General features: G+C 67.5%; 25 protein-coding genes and 1 pseudogene. 7 read left to right on the top strand and 19 right to left on the bottom strand.

Translation table 11 applies throughout. From position 1 onward, the window contains the following. The first annotated feature begins 56 nt into the window (after positions 1-56). Positions 57-413: a UrcA family protein gene (locus ACW173_RS10900; protein WP_492085294.1), complete on the top strand. Its 357-nt coding sequence runs from the start codon at positions 57-59 to the stop codon at positions 411-413. Positions 414-564: 151 nt separating this feature from the next. Here the strand turns inward: ACW173_RS10900 and ACW173_RS10895 are convergent, their stop codons facing one another. The 7 genes from ACW173_RS10895 to ACW173_RS10865 form a co-directional block, all read right to left on the bottom strand. Then, complete coding sequence (locus ACW173_RS10895) at positions 565-1,983, bottom strand: NAD(P)(+) transhydrogenase (Re/Si-specific) subunit beta (protein WP_492085292.1); 1,419 nt, start codon at positions 1,981-1,983, stop codon at positions 565-567. A 25-nt stretch (positions 1,984-2,008) separates the two neighbouring features. Beyond that, positions 2,009-2,344: a proton-translocating transhydrogenase family protein gene (locus ACW173_RS10890; protein WP_047403586.1), complete on the bottom strand. Its 336-nt coding sequence runs from the start codon at positions 2,342-2,344 to the stop codon at positions 2,009-2,011. 25 nt (positions 2,345-2,369) lie between these two features. Continuing rightward, on the bottom strand, positions 2,370-3,512 hold the full coding sequence (locus tag ACW173_RS10885) for a Re/Si-specific NAD(P)(+) transhydrogenase subunit alpha (protein ID WP_492085290.1): 1,143 nt from the start codon (positions 3,510-3,512) through the stop codon (positions 2,370-2,372). Between the two features lie 118 nt (positions 3,513-3,630). Further along, positions 3,631-3,861, bottom strand: coding sequence for an aa3-type cytochrome c oxidase subunit IV (locus ACW173_RS10880; protein WP_492085289.1), 231 nt, complete (start codon positions 3,859-3,861; stop codon positions 3,631-3,633). Between the two features lie 64 nt (positions 3,862-3,925). Then, positions 3,926-4,912 carry a glycosyltransferase family 9 protein gene (locus ACW173_RS10875; protein WP_492085287.1) on the bottom strand — a complete coding sequence of 329 codons (987 nt, stop codon included), beginning with the start codon at positions 4,910-4,912 and terminating at the stop codon, positions 3,926-3,928. Positions 4,913-4,917: 5 nt separating this feature from the next. Beyond that, entirely contained in the window at positions 4,918-5,841 is a 924-nt protein-coding gene (locus ACW173_RS10870) for an alpha/beta fold hydrolase (RefSeq protein WP_492085286.1), read from the bottom strand. Further along, positions 5,834-6,313 carry a PaaI family thioesterase gene (locus ACW173_RS10865; protein WP_492085285.1) on the bottom strand — a complete coding sequence of 160 codons (480 nt, stop codon included), beginning with the start codon at positions 6,311-6,313 and terminating at the stop codon, positions 5,834-5,836. The genes ACW173_RS10870 and ACW173_RS10865 overlap by 8 nt, the downstream gene beginning before the upstream one ends. A 91-nt stretch (positions 6,314-6,404) precedes the next feature. Here ACW173_RS10865 and ACW173_RS10860 point away from each other — a divergent pair, with 91 nt between their 5' ends. Further along, a complete protein-coding gene (locus tag ACW173_RS10860; protein WP_492085283.1) occupies positions 6,405-6,908 on the top strand; it encodes an RNA polymerase sigma factor in 504 nt (167 codons plus the stop codon). After that, positions 6,898-7,497, top strand: coding sequence for a hypothetical protein (locus ACW173_RS10855; protein WP_492085281.1), 600 nt, complete (start codon positions 6,898-6,900; stop codon positions 7,495-7,497). Before ACW173_RS10860 ends, ACW173_RS10855 begins: the two co-directional genes overlap by 11 nt. Here the strand turns inward: ACW173_RS10855 and ACW173_RS10850 are convergent. Genes ACW173_RS10850 through ACW173_RS10835 form a run of 4 tightly spaced genes read right to left on the bottom strand, consistent with a single transcriptional unit; the run spans position 7,494 to position 11,735 of the window. Then, complete coding sequence (locus ACW173_RS10850) at positions 7,494-8,861, bottom strand: ABC1 kinase family protein (RefSeq protein WP_492085278.1); 1,368 nt, start codon at positions 8,859-8,861, stop codon at positions 7,494-7,496. The two genes, ACW173_RS10855 and ACW173_RS10850, sit on opposite strands and share 4 nt — an antisense overlap. A 6-nt stretch (positions 8,862-8,867) precedes the next feature. Further along, complete coding sequence (locus ACW173_RS10845; RefSeq protein WP_492085975.1) at positions 8,868-10,658, bottom strand: M3 family oligoendopeptidase; 1,791 nt, start codon at positions 10,656-10,658, stop codon at positions 8,868-8,870. Positions 10,659-10,714: 56 nt separating this feature from the next. Next, the gene (locus tag ACW173_RS10840) at positions 10,715-11,359 is read right to left on the bottom strand and encodes a metal-dependent hydrolase (RefSeq protein WP_492085275.1); all 645 of its coding nucleotides are present in this window, start codon (positions 11,357-11,359) and stop codon (positions 10,715-10,717) included. Between the two features lie 4 nt (positions 11,360-11,363). Continuing rightward, the gene (locus ACW173_RS10835; RefSeq protein ID WP_492085273.1) at positions 11,364-11,735 is read right to left on the bottom strand and encodes an MmcQ/YjbR family DNA-binding protein; all 372 of its coding nucleotides are present in this window, start codon (positions 11,733-11,735) and stop codon (positions 11,364-11,366) included. A gap of 149 nt (positions 11,736-11,884) precedes the next feature. Here ACW173_RS10835 and ACW173_RS10830 point away from each other — a divergent pair, with 149 nt between their 5' ends. Together ACW173_RS10830 and ACW173_RS10825 are read left to right on the top strand one after the other, a co-directional pair. Beyond that, positions 11,885-13,354: a sigma-54-dependent transcriptional regulator gene (locus ACW173_RS10830; RefSeq protein ID WP_492085272.1), complete on the top strand. Its 1,470-nt coding sequence runs from the start codon at positions 11,885-11,887 to the stop codon at positions 13,352-13,354. An 11-nt stretch (positions 13,355-13,365) separates the two neighbouring features. Beyond that, positions 13,366-13,461 (top strand): hypothetical protein, encoded by a 96-nt coding sequence (locus ACW173_RS10825; RefSeq protein WP_492085270.1) that lies wholly within the window; start codon positions 13,366-13,368, stop codon positions 13,459-13,461. A gap of 30 nt (positions 13,462-13,491) precedes the next feature. Here ACW173_RS10825 and ACW173_RS10820 read toward each other — a convergent pair whose 3' ends face one another. From ACW173_RS10820 to ykgO, 7 genes are all read right to left on the bottom strand, one after another. Continuing rightward, the gene (locus ACW173_RS10820) at positions 13,492-13,986 is read right to left on the bottom strand and encodes a hypothetical protein (RefSeq protein WP_492085268.1); all 495 of its coding nucleotides are present in this window, start codon (positions 13,984-13,986) and stop codon (positions 13,492-13,494) included. Between the two features lie 222 nt (positions 13,987-14,208). After that, positions 14,209-14,697 (bottom strand): hypothetical protein, encoded by a 489-nt coding sequence (locus tag ACW173_RS10815; protein ID WP_492085267.1) that lies wholly within the window; start codon positions 14,695-14,697, stop codon positions 14,209-14,211. 73 nt (positions 14,698-14,770) lie between these two features. Continuing rightward, positions 14,771-15,127 (bottom strand): hypothetical protein, encoded by a 357-nt coding sequence (locus tag ACW173_RS10810; RefSeq protein WP_492085264.1) that lies wholly within the window; start codon positions 15,125-15,127, stop codon positions 14,771-14,773. 47 nt (positions 15,128-15,174) lie between these two features. Beyond that, the gene (gene gapR / locus ACW173_RS10805) at positions 15,175-15,444 is read right to left on the bottom strand and encodes a nucleoid-associated protein GapR (RefSeq protein WP_172269802.1); all 270 of its coding nucleotides are present in this window, start codon (positions 15,442-15,444) and stop codon (positions 15,175-15,177) included. Between the two features lie 75 nt (positions 15,445-15,519). Further along, positions 15,520-16,395 (bottom strand): NAD(P)-dependent oxidoreductase, encoded by an 876-nt coding sequence (locus tag ACW173_RS10800; protein WP_492085262.1) that lies wholly within the window; start codon positions 16,393-16,395, stop codon positions 15,520-15,522. 37 nt (positions 16,396-16,432) lie between these two features. Beyond that, the gene (locus ACW173_RS10795; RefSeq protein WP_492085260.1) at positions 16,433-17,050 is read right to left on the bottom strand and encodes an HAD family hydrolase; all 618 of its coding nucleotides are present in this window, start codon (positions 17,048-17,050) and stop codon (positions 16,433-16,435) included. Further along, a complete protein-coding gene (gene ykgO / locus ACW173_RS10790) occupies positions 17,050-17,175 on the bottom strand; it encodes a type B 50S ribosomal protein L36 (RefSeq protein ID WP_004616427.1) in 126 nt (41 codons plus the stop codon). Before ykgO ends, ACW173_RS10795 begins: the two co-directional genes overlap by 1 nt. 207 nt (positions 17,176-17,382) lie before the next feature. Here ykgO and ACW173_RS10785 point away from each other — a divergent pair, with 207 nt between their 5' ends. Further along, positions 17,383-18,681: a lytic murein transglycosylase gene (locus tag ACW173_RS10785; protein ID WP_492085258.1), complete on the top strand. Its 1,299-nt coding sequence runs from the start codon at positions 17,383-17,385 to the stop codon at positions 18,679-18,681. On the opposite strand, the gene ACW173_RS10780 is transcribed toward ACW173_RS10785, so the two are convergent. Further along, positions 18,671-19,516: an aldose 1-epimerase gene (locus ACW173_RS10780; RefSeq protein WP_492085256.1), complete on the bottom strand. Its 846-nt coding sequence runs from the start codon at positions 19,514-19,516 to the stop codon at positions 18,671-18,673. The two genes, ACW173_RS10785 and ACW173_RS10780, sit on opposite strands and share 11 nt — an antisense overlap. Positions 19,517-19,586: 70 nt before the next feature. Here ACW173_RS10780 and ACW173_RS10775 point away from each other — a divergent pair. Continuing rightward, a pseudogene (locus ACW173_RS10775) lies at positions 19,587-20,818 on the top strand (winged helix-turn-helix domain-containing protein). The last annotated feature ends 31 nt before the right edge of the window (positions 20,819-20,849 follow it).

Raw genomic sequence — 20,849 nt, 5'->3', positions numbered from 1 at the left:
ATTATTCAATATTCATCGGCGCACAAGAACAGCGCCCAGCCAGAGGGATCTTCAAAATGCGCAAGTTCATCATGAGCCTGACCACCGTCGCCAGCCTGAGCCTCGCCGCCGTGCCGGTCCTGGGCCTGACCCAAGCCGCCAACGCCGCCGAACGCGAGCAGACCATCAGCATCGCCTACGGAGACCTGGACTTGGCCAACCCGTCGCAAGCCAAGATCTTCAAGGCCCGCGTCGAGACGGTCGGTGAAGACATCTGCCGCGCCAAGCTGCGCGCCGGCGTCCTGGGCAGCATGCCGCTGCGTGGCTGCGTCGCCGCCATCCATCGTGAAGTCGAACGCGAGCTGCCGGTCGCCGAACGCGCCAACCTGATGGTCGCCGCCCACAGCAAAGCGACCGAGTTCGCCGCCAAGTGATCTTCAGCACCGCCTACCCGAAAACACCCTGTCTCCCCGCACCCCGCGACAGAGGCCCCAGGTAACCCTGGGGCCTTTGTTTCGTTCAGCGTACGAAAAAGGCCCCGCCGCCGCCGGGGCCTTCGTCGTTTCCAGCGGTGAAAGAAGAGACCTAGAGGCCCTTCACGATGCCTTCGACCATCTTCTTGGCGTCGGCGAACAGCATCATCGTGTTGTCCTTGAAGAACAGCTCGTTCTCCACGCCGGCATAGCCCGAGGACATGCCGCGCTTGACGAAGAGGACGGTGCGGGCCTTCTCCACGTCCAGGATCGGCATGCCGAAGATGGCGCTGGTCGGGTCGGTCTTGGCGGCCGGATTGGTGACGTCATTCGCGCCGATCACGAAGGCGACGTCGGCCGTCGAGAACTCGCTGTTGATGTCCTCAAGCTCGAACACCTCGTCATAGGGGACGTTGGCTTCGGCCAGCAGAACGTTCATGTGGCCCGGCATCCGGCCCGCCACGGGGTGGATGGCGTACTTCACCTCGACGCCCTCTTCCTTCAGCTTGTCGGCCATCTCGCGCAGGGCGTGCTGAGCCTGCGACACAGCCATGCCGTAGCCCGGGACGATGATCACCTTGCTGGCGTTCTTCATAATGAAGGCCGCGTCATCGGCCGAGCCCTGCTTGACGGGGCGGGTCTCGACCTTGCCGCCAGGGCCGGCCGCCGCGGCGTCGGCGCCGAAGCCGCCCAGGATCACCGAGACGAACGAGCGGTTCATGCCCTTGCACATGATGTAGGACAGGATCGCGCCCGACGAGCCGACCAGGGCGCCGGTGATGATCAGGGTGGTGTTCTCGAGCGTGAAGCCCAGGGCCGCCGCCGCCCAGCCGGAATAGCTGTTCAGCATCGACACCACGACGGGCATGTCCGCGCCGCCGATCGGGATGATCAGGGTGACGCCGATCAGCAAGCTCAGGGCGAAGATGCCCCAGAAGGCCCAGATCGCCGAACCGCCGCTGATCACCAGCACCACGACCAGGGCCACGATGCCCAGAGCGATGGCGATGTTCAGCAGATGGCGAGCCGGCAGCAGGATCGGCGCGCCGCCCATGTTGCCGTTCAGCTTGGCGAAGGCGATGACCGAACCCGTGAAGGTGATGGCGCCGATGGCCAGGCCCAGCGACAGTTCGATCAGGCTGTTGAGGTGGATGGCGCCGTCCTCGCCCACGATGCCGTAGGCGGCGGGCGTGTAGATGGCGGCCACGGCCACGAGGCAGGCGGCCATGCCGACTAGGCTGTGGAAGGCGGCGACCAGCTGCGGCATCGAGGTCATCGCGACCTTGCGGGCGATGACCGCCCCGACCGCGCCCCCGACGGCGACGCCGCCCAGGATCAGGCCCAGGGTCACGGCGTCCAGCGCGCCCTGACTCCACAGGGTGGCCAGGGTGGTGCCGACAGCGATGGCCATGCCGATCATGCCGTTACGGTTGCCCGTCTGGCTGGTCACGGGACTGGAAAGGCCACGCAGCGCGAGGATGAACAGCACCCCCGAGACGATATAGAGAATGGCGGCGAGATTGGCGTTCATGATCTTGTTCTCCCCCGGGTCCCGCTCACTTCTTCTCTTTCTTCTTGTACATCGCCAGCATTCGCTGGGTGACCAAGAAGCCGCCGAAGATGTTGACCGCCGCGAAGGCCGCGGCGATCGCGCCGGCCCCCTTGGAGATCCAGGTCGAGCCGGCGACGGCGCCGCCGGCCAAGTCCGAATTGGCGCCATGGGCCGCGGCGGCCAACAGGGCGCCGACGATGATCACCGACGAAATGGCGTTGGTGACGGCCATCAGCGGCGTGTGCAGCGCGGGCGTCACGCTCCAGACGACGTAGTAGCCGACGAAGATGGCGAGCACGAAGATCGCCAGGCGGAACACTGTGGGGTCGACGGCTTCCATGGAGGCCTCCCTTCTCTCGATGTTGCTAGGCGGTCTTCAGGTTCGGATGGACGATCGCGCCGTCACGGGTGACGACGGCGGCCTGCAGGATTTCGTCCTCGAAGTTGGGGGCGAAGGCGCCCTCCTTGGTCGTGAATAGGGTCGCCAGCGCCATCAGGTTGCGCGAATAGAGCGCGCTGGCGTCGGCGGCGATGCGGCCCGGCAGGTTGGCATGACCGAGGATCTTGGCGCCGTTGGCGGTGACCACGGTCTCGTTCAGCTTGGCGCCCTCGACATTGCCGCCCTGCTCGATGGCCAGGTCAACGAGGATCGAGCCCGGCTTCATCGACGCCACCTGGGCGGCGCTGACCAGTTTTGGAGCCGCGCGGCCCGGGATCAGGGCCGTGGTGATGACGATGTCCTGCTTGGCGATGTGCGAGGAGACCAGTTCGGCCTGCTTGGCCTGGTATTCCTTGGACATTTCCTTGGCGTAGCCGCCGGCGGTCTGGGCGTTCTTGAACTCGTCGTCCTCGACGGCCAGGAACTTGGCGCCCAGGGACTCGACCTGCTCCTTGGTGGCCGGACGCACGTCGGTGGCGGTGACCACCGCGCCCAGGCGGCGGGCCGTGGCGATGGCCTGCAGACCCGCGACCCCCACGCCCATGATGAACACCTTGGCCGCGGCGACGGTGCCGGCGGCGGTCATCATCATCGGCAAGGCCTTGCCATAGGCTTCGGCGCCTTCGATCACGGCGCGATAGCCGGCCAGGTTGGCTTGTGAGGACAGCATGTCCATCACCTGCGCGCGGGTGATGCGCGGGATGAATTCCATGGCGATCGCGGTCGCGCCGGCCTTGGCCAGGGCGTCCAGCGTTTCCTTGTCCTGATAGGGATTGAGCGCGGCGGCGACGATCGCGCCCTTCTTGAGGGCCGCGATCTCGGCCGACTCGGGCGCGCGCACCTTGAACAGGACGTCGGCGTCCTTCAGCGCGTCCTTCGCGGTCTTTGCGATCGTGGCGCCAGCCGCTTCGTAGTCGGCGTCGAGATAGGACGCGGCCGTCCCCGCCCCCGCCTGAACCACCACCGAAAAGCCGGCCGCGCCGAGCTTCTTGACGGTTTCAGGCGTGGCCGCGACCCGCGTTTCGTTCGCGCGGGTCTCTTTTGTGACGGCGATAACGGCCATCGGCATACCCCTCCCCAGAGCGCTGTTTGCGCATCAGCATGGGGCGCTCTGTAGGGGATAGTCTTGCCTCTTGTCGAGGCTGAAGACGCAGTTCAGGGAGAAAATATGCCGATGTCTACCGGTGTCAGTGGGCCGAGGCAGGCTTATCGCGGAGGAAGAAGATCCCCGCGGCCAGCAGCACGACGGTCGGGATCACCGCACCGATGAAGCCGGCCGGGGTGCAGAACAGCAGGGTGATGAACAGCAGCAGCGTGGACACGCCCAGCGAGCCCCACTTGGTCATGCCGTTGAACGCGGCGAACGTCGCCGCTTGTTCAGAAATGTCCATCTCACCGCGGTGATAGTCGCCGGCCATGTGTCGTCCTTGGAAGCAAAGGGAGGATACCGAGCCCGCCCGATACAACGGAGGGGCTTAAGGCTCAAGCGGGCGAATTGCCCCACGTCTCCGTAAGGAACCGCCTGCGCACTTCTTCAACGGCCTGATCAACCGTGATGTCCGCGATTCGGCCTTCTCCGCCGTCCAGGCGGGTGAGCCACTTCGAATAGGCCGGCACCGGCGCGGCGCCCATCAGGCCGACGCAGGGCGTGCCGACGGCGGCGGAGACGTTCAGCGCGCCCGAGTCGTTGCCCAGGAACCCCGCCGACAGCGAGATCAGCGCCGCCGACTGGTCCAGCGGCAGATCGCAGGCCACGACATTGTTCGGCAGATCGCCGATCGCCGCCCTGGCCGCCTCGGCCTCATGCGGACCACCGACCCAGAACACCGTGCCGAACAGGTCGGACAGCCGCCTGGCGGTCTCGGCGAAACGCTCGGCCGGCCAGGTGCGGGCAGGCTCGCTGGCGCCGATGCCCAGGCTGAGCCAAGGGCCGGGGCGGTCGGCGTATTTGGCCTTCACGGTCGCGACAGCCTTTGGATCGAGCTTCAACTCGGGTTCGCGGCTGGTCACCGCCAGGCCGTGGGCCTTCTCGAAGGCCTCGAGCTTGTCGATCCTGTGGGCGGGCCGCATGGACTTGGGCAGATAGGGCCCGGTGGTCAAGAAACTCTCCTGACCATGCCCCAGGCCAAAACCCCGACGCTCCGGCACCCCGGCCAGGAAGGCGGCGATGGCGGGACGGTCGATCTTCTCCAGAATCCACACCGCGCGCGGCTTCTCGGCTTTGCAGATGCGGTAGAAGTCGAGGGCCTCGCGGACGCCCTTCAGCTTGTCCTTGTAGTGCGGGGCCAGCAGCACTCGCTCCACGGTCGGCTCGACCGCCAGCACCTCGGACGCCCGGCACGACGGTCGCGCGACCAGCACCACCTTGCTCTCCGGCGTCGTCGCCGCGATCGCCCGGATGGTTGGCAAATGCCACATCAGGTCGCCGATCCCACGATCGGGCGTGTAGACGAGAACGGGGCCAGCCATGGCGCCTAGGCCCAAGCCGCCAACAGTCCGCGAAGCCCGGCCACGAAGGCCAGGGGCTGGTCGATCATCACGTGGTGGTCGGCGTCGGGCAGGGGCAAGAGCAGCATGTCCTTGGGCATTTGCTCCAGCATATAGTCCAAGGTGTCGCCGCGCATCAGGTTCGACCGCTCTCCCCACATCAGAGCCGCCGGACAGGCGATCTGGGGCAGCAGCTGTCCAAGGTCCGGCATCCGGAAATTGTGCCAGAGGTCTGGATCGAACTTCCAGGTCCAGCCGCCCTCGACCGCCTTCAGCGAGCGGCGGGCGATGAAGTCGGCGATGTAGAGGTTCTCGCAGGGCTGCGGCGGGGCCAGGCGGAAGCGGGTCAGGGCCTCCTCCAGGGTCGGATAGATCCGAGCGCCCTGCCCCGAACGCGGCGGCGGGCCTTTCCAGCGCTTCTCGGGCGGCTGGATACTGCTGTCGACCATGATCGCGCCGCGCAAGCGTTCGGGATGGCGCGCGGCGCAGTACAGGGTCGGGAAGCCACCGAACGAGTGGCCGACCACGATCGGCTTCACGCCGCCCGCCTCGAGGCCAGCGGCCTCGACCGCCGCGAAGATTTCACTCGCGAACAGTTCGGCGGTGTAGGCCGACCGCCAGTCGCTGCCACCCATGCCCGACCACGAGATCGCCGCCACCCGCCAGTCTTTCGCGAAGAATGGCGCGATGAAGCTCCACCAGTCGGCGTGGGCGCCGTTGCCATGCAGGAACAGCAGGCCTGGCTTGCCGACCTCGCCCCAGGTCAGGAGCTCGATGTCCACGCCCTCGACCGCGATCTTCGAGCGTTCGGGTTCCTGCGAGATCGCCGCCTCGAACCAAGCCGGCGCGGGCGGCGGCTCGCCGTGGAACGGCGCCAGCAGCGAGGCGGGTTGGGTCTGATCGTCAGCCACTGGCGGCCTCCGTATAGGCCAGTTCGCCCGGACGCGGCTTGCGTGGGCTCAGCGCCTTGAAGACGCCGGTGCCGGTGATCAGGGTGCGGTCGCCGGCCCAGATCCGGCCGCGCACGGTGAACAGCAGGTCCTCCTCGCCGATCAGTTCGCCCTCGCCTTCCACCCAGTCGCCCAGCTTGGCGCCCGAGAGGAAGTCGCACATCAGCCGCACGGTGACCCAGCTGTAGGACTTCTGCAGCGAGATGATCCGGCCCCAGGCCATGTCGGCGAAGCTCATCAGCATGCCGCCGTGGCAGTTGCCCAGGCCGTTGGTGTGGTGCTCCTCGACCCGGAAGGCCAACCGCGCCTGGCCAGGACCTTCGCGCTGTTCGAACAAAGGCCCTATCTGGCGGCCGAAGCCGCGGGACCAGTTCAACTGGTTGAAGCCCTCGGGGATGGCGGCGGTCTGGGCGTCTGTCAGGTCGTCGGACATGCGATCAGGCTAACGAGCGTTTGAAAAAAGGAAAGCCTTCCGTAAGGACGGCGGGCTGGCTGGCATCTAACCTTTCGAAACGAGGGGAATGATGGTTCGGAGCATCGACAAGGAGTTCGCCGACTGGCTGGCGCCGCATCTGCCGATGCTGCACCGGACGGCTCGCGCCTTCGCCGATCCGGCCGATCAGCACGATCTGCTGCAGGAACTGACCCTGGCCCTGTGGAAGGCGCGGCCCAGGTTCCGCGACGAAAGCGCGGCCGGGACCTTCGTCCATCGCGTGGCCCACAACGCCGCCCTCACCTGGCGACGGGGCGAGACCCGGCGGCGGCTGCGTGGCGTGACGGTCGAGGCCGAGCTGCTGACACGCGACGCCGGGAGTGACCCGCAGGGGCCGCTGCTGGAACGACTGTACGCGGCCATCCGCCAACTGCCGCCGGTCGAGCGGTCGCTGATCCTGCTGTCGCTGGACAGGGTGGCCTATGCCGAGATCGCCCGCCTGCACGGGCTAACCGAAACCAATGTCGGGGCGCGGCTGACCCGTATCCGCCAGCGCGTCTCCAGCCTCGTGGAGGAGGCCGGCAATGGAGTTTGAACACCTTGAAGCCGCCTGGCGCTCGCCGGCCAACACGCCGGACGACCGCGCCCAGACCTATCTGATGGAGGAAGTCATGAAGACGTTGAAAGCCCGGCGCCGGACCGAGGTGCTGCTGTTCGCCATTCCTATGGTCGCCATGTCGATCTTCACCACCATCGCCGTTCAGACCGTCGCCTCGGGCCGTATGGACCCCGTCCGGGAATGGGGCTCGCTGGCGATGCTTGGAGTCTGCTGGCTAATCCTGGCGGCGGTGCTGATCGCCGGGATCCTGCTACGCCACCGGGGACGCTCTGACGACGCGCCCATGCGCGACACCCTTTCCGCCATGCTCGCCGCCAACCGCCGGGCGCGGACCAATGTAAGGATCTTCTGGATGATGCTGCCGGTCTTTCTCGTGCCGACGCTGGTCGGCGTCTCCCAGTTGCAGGAAGTCGGCAAGGCCACCGAGAGGGACGCTTGGCAGATGCTGTTCGTATTCGGCGTCGCCCTGGTCGCCAGCGTCGGCTGGAACACGGGTCGCTACTTCTGGGTGATGAAGCCCGAGCAGCGGCGGCTGGAGGATCTGCTGCGGGAGTACGAGCGCTAAAGCCCGACCGCGGCCAGCGCCTTGGCCTGCCGCTGGGCCACGCCCGCTTCGGAGAACCCCTCCAGCGAGGCCTCGAACAGCGCTCGCCAATTGTGGCTGGCGCCCAGGTGCAGGAAGGCGGCGCCCAGACCGATGGCCGCCCGGTCCATGAACACGAACTCGCGGGGGATGGTCACCGGTCCCTTGGCCTTCAGGGCCTGGCGCACCTTGAAGGCCTCGCGGCGGCCGTACTCGCCGGGCGGGACGTCGTCGGCGACGGTGCGGATCCGGTCGTCCAGCAGCGGGCCATAGATGAAGCGGGCCCAGACGTTCAGGGTGTCGACCAGTTCGTCGGTCAGGCCCTGGAAGCCCCAGGTGCGATAGGCCTCGACCTGCTCCGCGCGGTCGTCGTTCGAGAGCGCGCGATAGAGCCGCACCACGCCGGCCACGAACGTCGGCGGGAACACGCGGATGCAACCGAAGTCCAGCAGGTTCAGGTGCGCCGCCTCGTCACCGCCGAAGCTGTAATTCCCCAGGTGCGGGTCGCCATGGATGATCCCGAGATGGGTCATCGGGCTCCACCACGCCTCGAACAGCAGGGCGGCGATGCGGTCACGGGTCTCCTGCGGGGCGCTCTTGAAGGCCAACAGGCCCTGGCCGTCCAGCCAGGTCATCGATAGCAGGCGGCCCGTCGACAGCGCCGGAACCGGCGTCGGCGTACGGATGTTCTCGCGGTCGGCGAAGAAGTTTCCGTACACCGACATCATCTTGGCTTCGCGCTGGTAGTCGAGTTCCTCGCGCAGGCGATCGCCGATCTCGACAATCATCTCGGTCGGGTCGATCGAGCCGTCCATGCGCTTGAAGATGCCGATCAGGGCGCGCAGCTGGCCCAGGTCGCTTTCGACCGCGCTCTGCATGTCGGGATATTGCAGCTTCACGGCGATGGCGCGACCGTCGTGGGTCGTGGCGCGGTGCACCTGACCCAGCGAGGCGGCGGCCGCGGCTTCATGCTCGAAGCTGGCGAACTTGGATTGCCAGTCCGCCCCCAGCTCGGCCGCCATGCGCCGACGCACGAACGGCCAGCCCATGGCCGGGGCGTTGGTTTGGAGCTCCGCGAACTCCTTGGCGAACTCGGGCGGCAGGAGGTCGGGCACCGTGGCGAACATCTGGGCCGCCTTCATCAGCGGCCCCTTCAGCCCGCCCAGCGCCGCCTTCAGCGCCTTGGCGTTGCGGGCGTTGGCGTCTTCACCGGCGAACACTCTGTTCGCGCCGTAGGAGACGGCCGCGCCCGAAAGCCCCGCCCCGACTTTCGCGAAGCGAGAGAGCCGGCCGGAAAGCCGGTCGCGCTCAGGATCACGGGCGGGGTCACGGACGTCATCCGCCATGTCAGGTCACACCAGGGCTTCGAACTCGTCCACCAGCCGTTCCAGCTGCGCGCAGCCGGCGGCCCAGAACGCCTTGTCCCTCGGGTTCAGGCCGAAGGGCTTCAAGGCTTCGACATAGGTGCGCGTGCCGCCCGCCGCGAGGAGGTCCTCGTACAGCGGGGCGAATTTCACCGGATCCTCGCGGCGCTTCTCCATCAGGCCGCGCACCAGCAGGTCCCCGAACGCATAGGCGTAGACATAGAACGGCGCGTGGCAGAAGTGGCTGACATAGGCCCAATAGTGCTCGTAGCCCTCGTTCAGCTTGACGGCCGGGCCCAGGCTTTCGCCCATCACCTCCAGCCACAAGCCGCCGATCTGATCGGGCGATAGTTCGCCTTCGAGACGCGCCTCATGGAAGCGGCGTTCGAAGCGGTGGAAGGCGATCTGGCGGACCACGGTGTTGAGGCCGTCCTCGATCTTGCCGGCCAGCAGCTTCTTGCGGTCATCCGGCGCGGCCTCGGCCAGCAGGCGGTCGAACACCAGGCCCTCGCCGAAGATCGAGGCCGTCTCGGCCAGGGTCAGCGGCGTATCGGCCAGCAGGGTGCCCAGCGGCTGGCACAGGGTCTGGTGCACGGCGTGGCCCAGCTCGTGGGCCAGGGTCAGTACGTCGCGCCGCTCGCCCATATAGTTCATGAACACGAACGGATGGCGGTCGGCGGTCACCGGGTGGGCGAAGGCGCCCGACTGCTTGCCAGGGCGCGGACGGGCGTCGATCCACGGGCGGTCGAAAAACACCCGAGCGGCGTCGGCGAACTTGGGGGCCAGGTCCTGGAAGCTCTCCAGCACCATGCCCTTGGCCTCGTCCCAGGCGTAGGCGCGCGGGGCGGCGGCGTCGAGCGGCGCGTTACGGTCCCAATAGTCCAGGCTGTCGAGGCCCATGACCTTGGCCTTCAGCGCGTAGTAGCGGTGCGACAGCCGCGGATAGGCCTCGACCACCGCCTGCTCCAGGGCGTCGACGGCGTCGCCATCGACCTCGTTGGCCAGGTGGCGCGACTGGGCGGGAGTCTCGTAGTGACGCCAGCGGTCCTCGATCTGTTTTTCGAAAGCCAGGGTGTTGAGCACCAGGGCCTGGGTCGAGCCGCGCTCCTCCAGCGCCTTGGCCAGACCGTCAGCGGCGGCCTTGCGGCGCGCGACGCTGGGGTCGGACAGGCGATTCAGAGCCTCGGGCAGGGTCAGAGTTTCATCCCCTGCCCTGGCGGTCAGCTTGGCCAGGGTCTCGTCATAGAGGCGCACCCAGTTGGCGACGGCCGGGGCCTTGTCCACAATGAAACGCTCCAACTCCGGCGACAGCTCGTGCGGCCGCGACAAGCGCACGCGGCGCAACCAAGGCGTCCAGCGGGCGGCGTCGGGATGGGCCTCGAGCGCGGCGGCGATCTCGGGGTCTTCGAGCTGATTGAGCTCCAAGGTGAAGAACAGGCTCTCGGCGGCGATCTGCGAGGAGCGGGCGCGCAGGTCGCCCTCGAACTTGGCCCAGGCCGGATCGTCGCGCGCGACCGAGGCGGCGAGGCCGGCATAGGCGCCGACGCCCCACAGGCCGTTGGTGGCCTGCTCATAGAGACCGATCCCACGGTCCAGCAGCACGCCCAGGCGCCGCGGTTCGTTGCGGGCCTCCAGGAACATCCCCTCCAACGAAGCCAACTCGTCATTGGCGGCCTTGGCGGCGGCGAGGTCGGTCTCGATGCGCGGGTCGTCGCGACCGACATAAAGGTCGGCCAGGTTCCATTCGGGCGGGGCGTCAGGCTTGAAGGGGGCGTTCATGAGCAAGCAGATAGGCCTCCGCGCCCGGGTGGCGCAATGCGTAGCACCCCTGAACGTCAGGCCTTCCTGTAGGGTTCAGCCATCCAGGCGAAGATGCAGGTGGCCAGATAGGCCGCCAGGGCCGAGCCGCCCATCGAGAGGCGGCTCTCGCCCAAGGGCGAAACCAGCGGCACCATCTGCAGGAACAGCAGGAAAGCGAGGAACACCGGCGCGGCGATCCAGCCCTGCCCTTCCTTGCCCCGCCGCCAGCCCCAGGCCGCCGCGGCGATGGCCAGCAAGCCCATCTCCAGCGCCTGCTCGGGCACGGGATAGTTCCACCAGCCGAGGCCAACCTTGGGCCCCTCCCACACGAGGGGCAGATCCGGCCGATGGACCAGGAAGTCGAGGATCCAGTGGGAGAACACGGTCAGGCCGATAAACAGGCCCGCGCGCCTGGGCAGCTTCAGCAGCAGCGTCAGCGCCCCGCCCACGACCACCGACCAGGCCAGCGCCGCCGGCAGGCTGTGGGTGTAGGGCATGTGGGAGAGCACCAGGGAGCTGCCCGGCAGGCTGGGATCGATGCTGGCCTTCTCGACGCCGGCGATGATCAGGCCGCTCCAGGCGATGTCGATGGCCTGGCAGCCCAGCACATAGGTCCACAGCGGCGCGCGGGGCTCGACCGCCCGGGCGGCCAGCGCCGCCGCATAGTGTCCAACGAACATGCCCCTAGACCTCGTACTTCTTGGCGATCGGCTTGGGGGCCACGATCTTCCAGGCCTGGCGCAGGAGTCCAGCCAGCTCGTCGGCCTCGATCTCCGACAGCCGGACCAGCACCGCCGGATAACCGCGATAGTGGTCGTCGGTGAAGAACCGTTCGGGGGCGGCCTCCAGCAGCAGTTCCTTGGTGTCCATCGTGCAGCGGATGGCGATGACGCCGGGGACAAGCACGCGCTTGGCCTTGGGCGCCGGGCGCGCCAGGTAGGCCCAGGCCAGGCCCTTGCCGCCGACCTCGAAACCGAACTGGCCGCTTTCGCTCACCGCGCCGACCACCTCGGGCAGGCCTAAGGCCAGCACCCGCAGTTGTTCCGTATCGACCATGTCCGCCTCCCCGCAACACACTGTTAAGCCTAAAGCTTAAGGTTCTGAGCACGTCTCCGAAAGCCGGTGTTTACCCCCCTGCTGTATCACTCTGAACCAACAAGAGCCCTGCTCCATGTGGGCGTGGCCGGTGATGGTGGATGTGCCCAATGACCAAAACGGTCCTTGTCGTCGATGACGACCCGACACAACGTCGGCTGATCCAGGCGGTGCTCGAGCGCGACGGGTTCGCGGTCTCGCACGCCGAGGGCGGCGACGCGGCGATCGCGCACCTGACGTCCGGCGCGCCCGCCGACGTGATCCTGCTCGACCTCGTCATGCCCGGCCTGACCGGCCAGGAGACGCTGAAGGAAATGCGCGCCCGCGGCTTCACCCAGCCCGTGATCGTGCTGACCGCCAGCGGCGGCGTCGACACCGTGGTCAAGGCCATGCAGGCCGGGGCCGCCGACTTCTTCATCAAGCCCGCCTCTCCGGAGCGGATCACCGTCTCGATCCGCAACGCCCTGTCCATGGGCGACCTGAAGGGCGAGGTCGAGCGCCTTACCAAGCGCGCCGGCGGCAGGACCACCTTCGCGGATCTGATCGGCGGCTCGCCGATCATGTCGATGGTCAAGCGCATGGGCGAGCGCGCGGCCAAGAGCGGCATTCCCGTCCTGATCACGGGCGAAAGCGGCGTCGGCAAGGAGCTGCTGGCCCGCGCGGTGCACGGCTCCTCGGACCGCGCCGGCAAGCCATTCGTGGCCGTCAACTGCGGCGCCATTCCCGAGAACCTCGTCGAGTCGATCCTGTTCGGCCACGAGAAGGGCTCGTTCACCGGCGCCTCGGACAAGCACCTGGGCAAGTTCAAGGAAGCCGACGGCGGCACCCTGTTCCTGGACGAGGTCGGCGAGCTGCCGCTGGACGTCCAGGTCAAGCTGCTGCGCGCGCTGCAAGAGGGCGAGATCGATCCGATCGGCTCCAAGCGCTCGCTGAAGGTCGATGTCCGCATCGTTTCGGCCACCAATCGTGATCTGCAGCAGGCCGTCTCGGCCGGCCGCTTCCGCGAGGACCTGTATTATCGCCTCAACGTCTTCCCGCTGGAGGCTCCGTCCCTGCGCGAGCGCCGCGAGGACATCCCGGCCCTGGTCGAGGCGTTCATCCGTCGTTTCAACGTGGAAGAAGGCAAGCGTGTCATCGGCGCCTCGCCCGAAACGCTTGCGCTGCTGACCGCCTTCGACTGGCCGGGCAATGTCCGCCAGCTGGAGAACACCATCTATCGGGCCATCGTGCTGGCCGACGCGCCGTACCTGCAGCCCTACGACTTCCCGGCCATCTCAGGCCTCGCCGCGCCGATCGAGGCCGTCTCGGTCGCGCCGGGCCCGCCGCCGGCCGCCCTGCTGCAAGCCGCCCACGCCGCCATGTCCGCCCCGACGGCGGCCGAAGCGCCCGTGCGCATCCTCGACGACCGCGGTCACCTGCGGACGCTGGAAGACATCGAGCGCGACCTGATCCAGCACGCGATCGACGTCTATGCCGGTCATATGAGCGAAGTGGCCCGCCGCCTCGGCATCGGCCGCTCGACCCTGTATCGCAAGGTCCGCGAGCAGGGCATCGAGGTCGACATGAAGGAAGCGGGCTGATGGCGAGCTTGATGATCTTCCGACCCGTCTCGCGCGAGCAGCGTCTCAAGGCGCTGCTGAAGCCGGCCCGCCCCGTGTCGACAAAGCCGGCGACGGTGCGAGCCTAGGGCTTCTTCTTTAGCTAGTGACCCAAAAAGCTAGTGACCGGGAGAGACCAGGCTGAGGCTCGGTCGTTCTTCGTCGTCCTGGGCTTGATCGTCCAGCCGGATCCAGCCCGGACCCGAGCGCTTGGCCAGGCCCTCGACTTCAAGCTGCTCCAGCTCGCGACCGACCGCGACCGGAGTCACGGGACGGCTCCAGCGGTGATCCAGCTGGCGAGCGATTTCGGCCTCGTTGAGGCCCGGCGCCTGGGCCAGGGTCATCAGGATCATGTCGCGGGTCGAGCGGCCTCGCCGGCCGCGCTTGGCGGGCGTCGGGGCGGCTGGCTGCGGCGCGAAGGACTGAGCCGCGAAGGACGGCGGCTCGCCCGAGGACAGCCGCTCGGCCATGCCGGCCTGCTTCAGCGCGTCGAGCGCCAGGATGATCGCGCGCAGCTCGCTCTCGAATGGGGCCTGAGCCCGCCGCTGCGCCTCGATCATACGGGTTTCCAGCTCCGCCTTGCGGCGCAGCAGATATTGATAGGTCGTCGCCATTGTCCCTATTCCGAAGGGGCCGTGGTGTCCGCTCGGCGGCCGATCCAGGCTTTCGCCCGCGCGCATCGAGACTGAGGTCGCCGTGAGCAGCCGCGACCTAGAACCCCACAACAGGATAACTGTTAACTATTTACAATCATTCACATTTTCCGCCCAGAGCGTTACCAAGATCTTAACAGTAGTCGGCGAACGACAGTTTTTGGTAAGTCTTTGGGACAAACTTCAAGCTGTGCTTGTCATCTTTTCTCGTGACGTCGCAATCATGGCGATAGTGAGACCGACCAGCACGAGATGAGCCAGCAAGCCATTGATGAAGCTTGGCAATACGAACGCGCCACGAGGTCCGACCTGGGACAGGGGCAGCACCACATGGTTCATCACGACATAGGTCGCGGCGCCGTATGCGAGACCCATCAGCACGGGCCGCCGCGTTAACACTCTAAATCTCTGACTGGCCAGGACATAGACCGCGACCATCACCGCCATGATCGCGAAATGCAGGGCCAGACCCAGGGCCGCCGTCTGCGCCCCGCCCTTGTAGGCCGCCTTGCCCAGCAGGCCGCTGGCGATCGATTGGAAGATCCGCTCGGGCGGCACGCCCTTGGTGATCCCCCACCAGAGGCAAGCGTCGGTGATATCGAGGGTTCCGGCGACCACAGTGGCCAGCAGGATGGTCAGCGCGATGTCGCGCCAGGACTTTTGGGTGTCCATGAGTTTTCTCCCCAGAAGCCGAGGAGTTAACCGCGAAACCGTCGGACAGACGTCCTGCCTGGTCGCGGCCGTGTCAGCCTTCGTCGCTTTCCGGCTCGGGCTCAGGCTCGGGCCGGCCGCGACGTTGGAAGCCCTTGCCGCGGTTCATGGGCTTCTTCTCGCCCTCATTTTTGGCGCCTTGGGCCTTGCGGACGATTTCCTTGAGCTTGATCGTCTGGTTGCCCGACAGGGCCTGGCCGCGCGCGCCCTTTTCGGGATCGGCGAAGGCCCGGCCATAGGTCTCGACGCGCTGGGCGACGCTGGTCAGGAACTCGCCCTCCCATTCGGAGAGCTCGACACCCGACTTCTCGGCCGCGCGCCGCGCCCGCTTGAGGGCGTTCAGCGCGGCCTTCTTGGCCTGTTCTTTAGGATCGGGCGGCTTGGCGCGCATGGCGGAGGACTATCTCCGACCCCGCGCGCCAAAGCACCCTGAAAAACTTAGATCTCGCCGATGGCCGAGAGGTACAGGTCCAGGATCGCGTCCTCTTCCTGGCGCTTGGCGCGGTCCTGCTTGCGCAGGCGGACCACCTTCTTCAGCACCTTGACGTCGAAGCCGTTACCCTTGGCTTCGTTATAGACTTCCTTGATCTGCTCCATGATCTCGGCCTTTTCGACCTCGAGCCGCTCGACGCGGTCGACGATCGACTTCAGTTGGCCCTGGGCGGTGCTGTTCAGAACGTCGGCGTGGGGAACGGCGTCGTCGGCCATGCGAGATCTCGTCAGAAGGCTGGAATTCAAGAGGCGCGGAACCTAGTTCGAAGCCGCGCCCCTGGGAAGCGTGATTCAGCGACCTTCCACACGTCCTCTCGCGATCTCCGCCAGAGCGGCCAGGTCGAGGTTCTTGTCCTCGCCGCCCAGCAGCGATTCCAGGCTGGCTTCGGCCAGATCCGCCAGCGGCATGGACAGGCCCTTGGCCTCGGCGGCGTCGAGCACCAGCCGCACGTCCTTCAGGCCCAGCTCGGCGGCGAAGCCCGGCGGGGTGTAACGACGCTCGGCGATCATGCCGCCATAGATCTTGTAGATCGGCGCGGCGAACAGGGTGCTGGACAGCATGTCCAGCAGGTCGGGGGCCTCGACGCCATAGGCCTCGCCCAACGCCACCGCCTCGCCCATCGACTCGATGGCGGCGACGATCATGAAGTTGCCGGCCAGCTTCAGGGCGTTGGCGCGGACGGGATCCTCGCCCAGCGGCCAGACCTTGGCGGCCAGCAGGTCCAGCACCGGCTGGGCCTTGGCCACCGCGTCGGCGGAACCGGCCGACAGCACGTTCAACCCGCCGGCCTGGGCCACGGGCGGACGGCCAAACACCGGGGCCGCGACATAACCAAGGCCGAGCTCGGCGTGCAGGGCGGCCAGCTCGGCGGCGAGATCGGTCGAGATGGTGGCGTGGTTGACGTGAACGACGCCCTTCTTCGCCCGGGCCAACACGCCGCTGTCGACCAGCACCTCACGCATCGCCTTGTCGTGGGCCAGCATGGTCAGGACGATGTCGGCGGCGAAAGCCTCGTCGACGGTCGCGGCGGGCGTCGCGCCCTCGGCGGCCAGCTCGTCGACGATGGCCCGCGAGCGGTTCCACACCGTCACCGTCACGCCCTTGCCCAGCAGATTGCGCACCATGGCCGCGCCCATGGCGCCCAGGCCGACAAAACCGACGTTCATGGCGAACTCCCTATTCTGAAGATCAGGGTCCTGAAGATCAGAGCAGGCGGTGCTGCTCCACGGCCGCGCGAAGCTGCGCCGGATCGGTGAAGTGGTGGGTGTGGAAGCCGATGTCCATGGCCGCCTGGATATTGGCGATGCTGTCGTCGATGAACAGCAGGTCGGACGCTTGCAGGCCCGTGCGCTCCAGCACGATCTCGTAGATCCGCCGGTCCGGCTTGATGACCTTTTCGTCGCCCGAGACGATGGCGTCGCGGAAGAGGCCGAAGTGGGCGGGCGAGATCGCCTGGACCGCCGGCCACTTGCTCTGGGGCATGTTCGTAAGCGCGAACTGCGGGACGTCACGCGCCGCCAGGGCGTCGATCACCGCGACGGTCTCGGGGATCGGGCCCGATAGCATCTCGTCGAAGCGCTCGTCCCAGGCGCGGATCGCAGTCGCGTGCTCCGGGAAGCGTTCAAGCAGCGGCGCGGCGTTCTCGGGGAAGCCCACGCCCTTGTCGTGCTCGACGTGCCAATCGATGGTGCAGACATGCGAAAGGAACCGGTCGATATCGGCCGGTTCCTTGAACACTTTCGCGTACAGTGCGCGGGGATCCCAGCGCACGATGACGTTGCCGACATCCCAGAGAACGGCTCTGGGACGCGACAAGGTCATTAGCCTTGCTTGGCTTTGAAGCGCGGGTCGGTCTTGTTGATGATGTAGATGACGCCCTTGCGGCGAACCATCTTGCAGTCGCGGTGGCGACCCTTCAGCGACTTCAGCGAGCTGCGAACCTTCATGACCGTCTCTGTACTTCGGCGGAGAGGTTCGGGCGCGTACAAGATGACGGCCGGAACGTCCGGGGTGTTTCGGAGGCGGTGCGTATAAGTGCGACGCGCCTAGGAGTCAATGCGCTCTGGGCCCAGGGGCGACACTTCGACGGAACTTCACCCGTCTGGCGCGCTTGTGATTGAAGCTTTTACACGAACCCCGGTAGCTTTCTCCCCATGGCCATGGATCGTCGCGTCTTTCTCGTCCTATTGCTCGCCGGCTGCGCGGACACCTCTCCACAAGGTCCGCTGACCGCTGTCAGCCCGCCTCCGCCGCCCGCGCCGAGGCCCCAACCCACCGCGCCGACGCCGCTTCCGGCCACGCCGGTGCCGGCGGGCGAGCTTGCCTTCGACACCTGGCTGGCCGACTTCCGCGTGCGCGCCCTGGCCGCTGGCCTGTCGCCCGCCCTGCTGGACCGCGAGCTGTCTGGCGTCACGCCCGATCCCAAGGTCATCAGCCTGGACAGCCGCCAGCCGGAATTCTCCAAGCCGGCCGGGGCCTATATCAATGGCGTGATCAGCGACGACCGCGTGGCCGTGGGCCGACGCAAGCGCGAAGAGCTGGCCTTCCTGCCGACCATCGAGGCCCGCTACGGCGTGCCGCGCGACATCCTGCTGGCCGTCTGGGCCATGGAGTCGGCGTTCGGCCAACTTCAGGGCAATTTCGACGTCATCCGCTCCATGGTCAGCCTGGCCGCCGACGGCCGCCGACGCGCCTGGGCCGAGGGCGAACTGATCGCGGCCCTGAGGATCATCGATTCGGGCGAGGTGACCCGCGCTCAACTCAAGGGCTCGTGGGCCGGCGCCATGGGCCAGACCCAATTCATCCCGACCAGCTACCGCGCCACCGCCGTCGACTTCGACGGCGACGGCAAACGCGACATCTGGGGCTCGGACGCCGACAGCCTAGCCTCGGCCGCCAACCTGCTGGCCAGGGGCGGCTGGAAGCCCGGCGTGGGCTGGGCCAAGGAAGTGATCCTGCCGCAGGGCTTCGACTATTCCGTCACCGAGGTCGAGAGGCAGCTCCCATCGTGGTGGGAAGCGCGAGGCGTGCGCCGCGCCGACGGTCTGCCCTGGACCACACAGGACGCGGCCCAGCCGGCCGTGCTGATCCTGCCCTCGGGCGCGGCCGGCCCCGCCTTTCTGGCCCTGCCCAACCACTTCGCGATCCGCACCTACAATAACTCGACGTCCTACGCCCTGGGCATCGGCCTGCTGGCCGACCGCTTCGGCGGCGGCGGGCCGCTGGTCACCGCCTGGCCGGTCGAGACGCCCCTGGCCCTGGCCGACCGCATGGCCGCCCAGATCGCCCTGGCTCGTGTCGGCTTCAATCCGGGCCCGGCCGACGGCGTCATCGGCGCCGGAACCCGCAAGGCCCTGCGCGCCTGGCAGCAGAGCCAGCAATTGCCGGCCGACGGTTATCTATCGAATGATATGGTCGCTCGGCTGAAGGCGCAGGCCGGGATTACGCCGTAGCGACTTCCATCCAGATCGACCGGCTCTCGCCGGGCTGAAGCGTCACCATGCCGGTCTCCCCTTCCCCGAATGGGTTGGGGCGGCTGGCGCAGGGCTCGACGCAGTAGTGGTCTTCGCCCGGCGGCACGTAGACGTGAAGCCAGCGGCAGTCGGCCGAGGCGGTCACGATCGTATCCGGTTGGCCCGGCGCGCTGAGCACCGCCCGTTGGTCCCAACCGGTATAGCAATGGTCGATCAGCGCGTGGCCCTCGACCATGGCTCCGGCCGCCCAGTCCGGTCCCCAGACGCCGGGGTGGCGCACCGTCGGCAGCACCTCGACGTCGATCAGCCAGACGCCGTCATTGGCCGCCGTCAGCGCCTCGCCCTCGCGGCGCGGGAAATAGGGATGAAAACCCAGGCCGGCCGGCATGGCGGCGTCGCCGGTGTTGGTCACGGTCAGATCGATGCGAAGGCCGCTCTCGGACAACACCAGGCGCTGACCGGCGCGGTACGCCCACGGCCAGGCGTCCGGCGCGTGCTCGTAAAAGAGCACAGCCTCGCCGCCCTCGGCCTTCTCCACCGTCCAGGTCGCGCGCCAGCCCTGGCCGTGCAGGGTGTGCGGATGGCCGGCCAGGTTCGGCGGCAACACGACCTCGCGGCCTTCGAATTCGAAGCGGCCGTTCGGGATGCGGTTGCAGAACGGAACCAGCGGGAAGCTCGACGCCTGCAGGGCGTCGCTCGCGTTGGCCGCCATCGGCCGCAGCACGTCGCGGCCACCGACCGTGAAGGCGGCGATCGCGCCGCCGACCTCGGGGGCGAGCACGAGGCGGGCCTGGCCCTGTTCGATCACGGTCATGGACGCTGCTCCCAACTGTTAGCGGTCTCACTGCCTTGCACGGACCGACGACGCAAGTTCAACTGAGCCCATGGTCGAGACCCTTTCCGCGAAGGACGCGCGGCGTATCGCGCTGGCGGCTCAGGGCTTCGGACGCCCCCGCCCGGCCGCGCCCGGCAGGCGTCACCTGCTCTCGACGATCGAGGCCCTGGGTGTCGTCCAGATCGACTCGGTCAATGTCGTCTCGCGCTCGCACTACCTGCCGCTGTTCTCGCGCCTGGGACCCTATGACCGGACGCTGCTGGAGGACCTGGCCTGGGGCAAGAAGCCGGCGCTGGCCGAATACTGGGCGCACGAGGCCTCGCTGACGCCGCTCTCCACCCACCCGCTACTGCGCTGGCGGATGCAGGACGCCCTGGACGGCGTCGGAGTCTGGAAGAACGTTTCGGCGTTCCTGCGCAGCCATGCCGACTTCATCGACAAGGCCTTGGCCACCGTGGCCCAACGCGGTCCGTTGGCGGCCTCCGAGCTGGAGCTGGGCGCCAAGGGCGAAGGCGGCTGGTGGGGCTGGAGCGAGGGCAAGCGGGCCATGGAGTGCCTGTTCTGGACCGGCCGCCTAACCACCGCCACACGGCGCGGGACCTTCGAGCGAGTCTACGGCCTGCCCGAGCGAGTGCTGCCCAAGGCGATCCTCGATACTCCCACGCCCGGCCGCGCCGAAGCCTGCCGCGAGCTCTTGAAGATCTCGGCCCGCGCCATGGGCGTGGCGACCGAGCGCGACCTGCGCGACTATTTTCGCCTGGGCGTGACCGACGCTCGCGAAGGCGTCGCCTCGCTGGTCGCGGACGGAACGCTGTCGCCGATCACGGTGAAGGGCTGGGATCAGCCCGCCTATCTCTGGCCCGACGCGCGACGGCCGCGCGCCGTGAAGACCCAGGCCCTGCTCTCGCCGTTCGACAACCTGATCTGGTTCCGCGAGCGCACCGAGCGAACGTTCGGCGTCCGCGTGCGGCTGGAGATCTATACCCCGGCCCACAAGCGCACCCACGGCTACTATGTCCTGCCTTTTCTTCAGGACGAGGCGATCACCGCCCGCGTGGACCTGAAGGCCGACCGCAAGGCCGGCAAGCTGCTGGTGCTGGCCGCCCATGCCGAACCGGACGCCAATGACGATACCGCTACCAGGCTCGCCGACGAGCTATCCCTTATGGCGTCTTGGCTGGGGCTTTCCGGCGTCGAAGTTCGCCCCACGGGCGATCTGGCCCCCGCTCTGGGTTCGATCATCCGTCTCGGGACATGAAAGACAGCTCGACCGGACTGTAAAGCATTGTAAAAATGCCGCTCAAAGTCGAGC

It is taken from the genome of Caulobacter sp. ALps2, assembly GCF_058681635.1.
The sequence above is the reverse complement of the archived record's forward strand: the minus strand, read 5'-3'. Positions and strand labels throughout refer to the sequence as shown.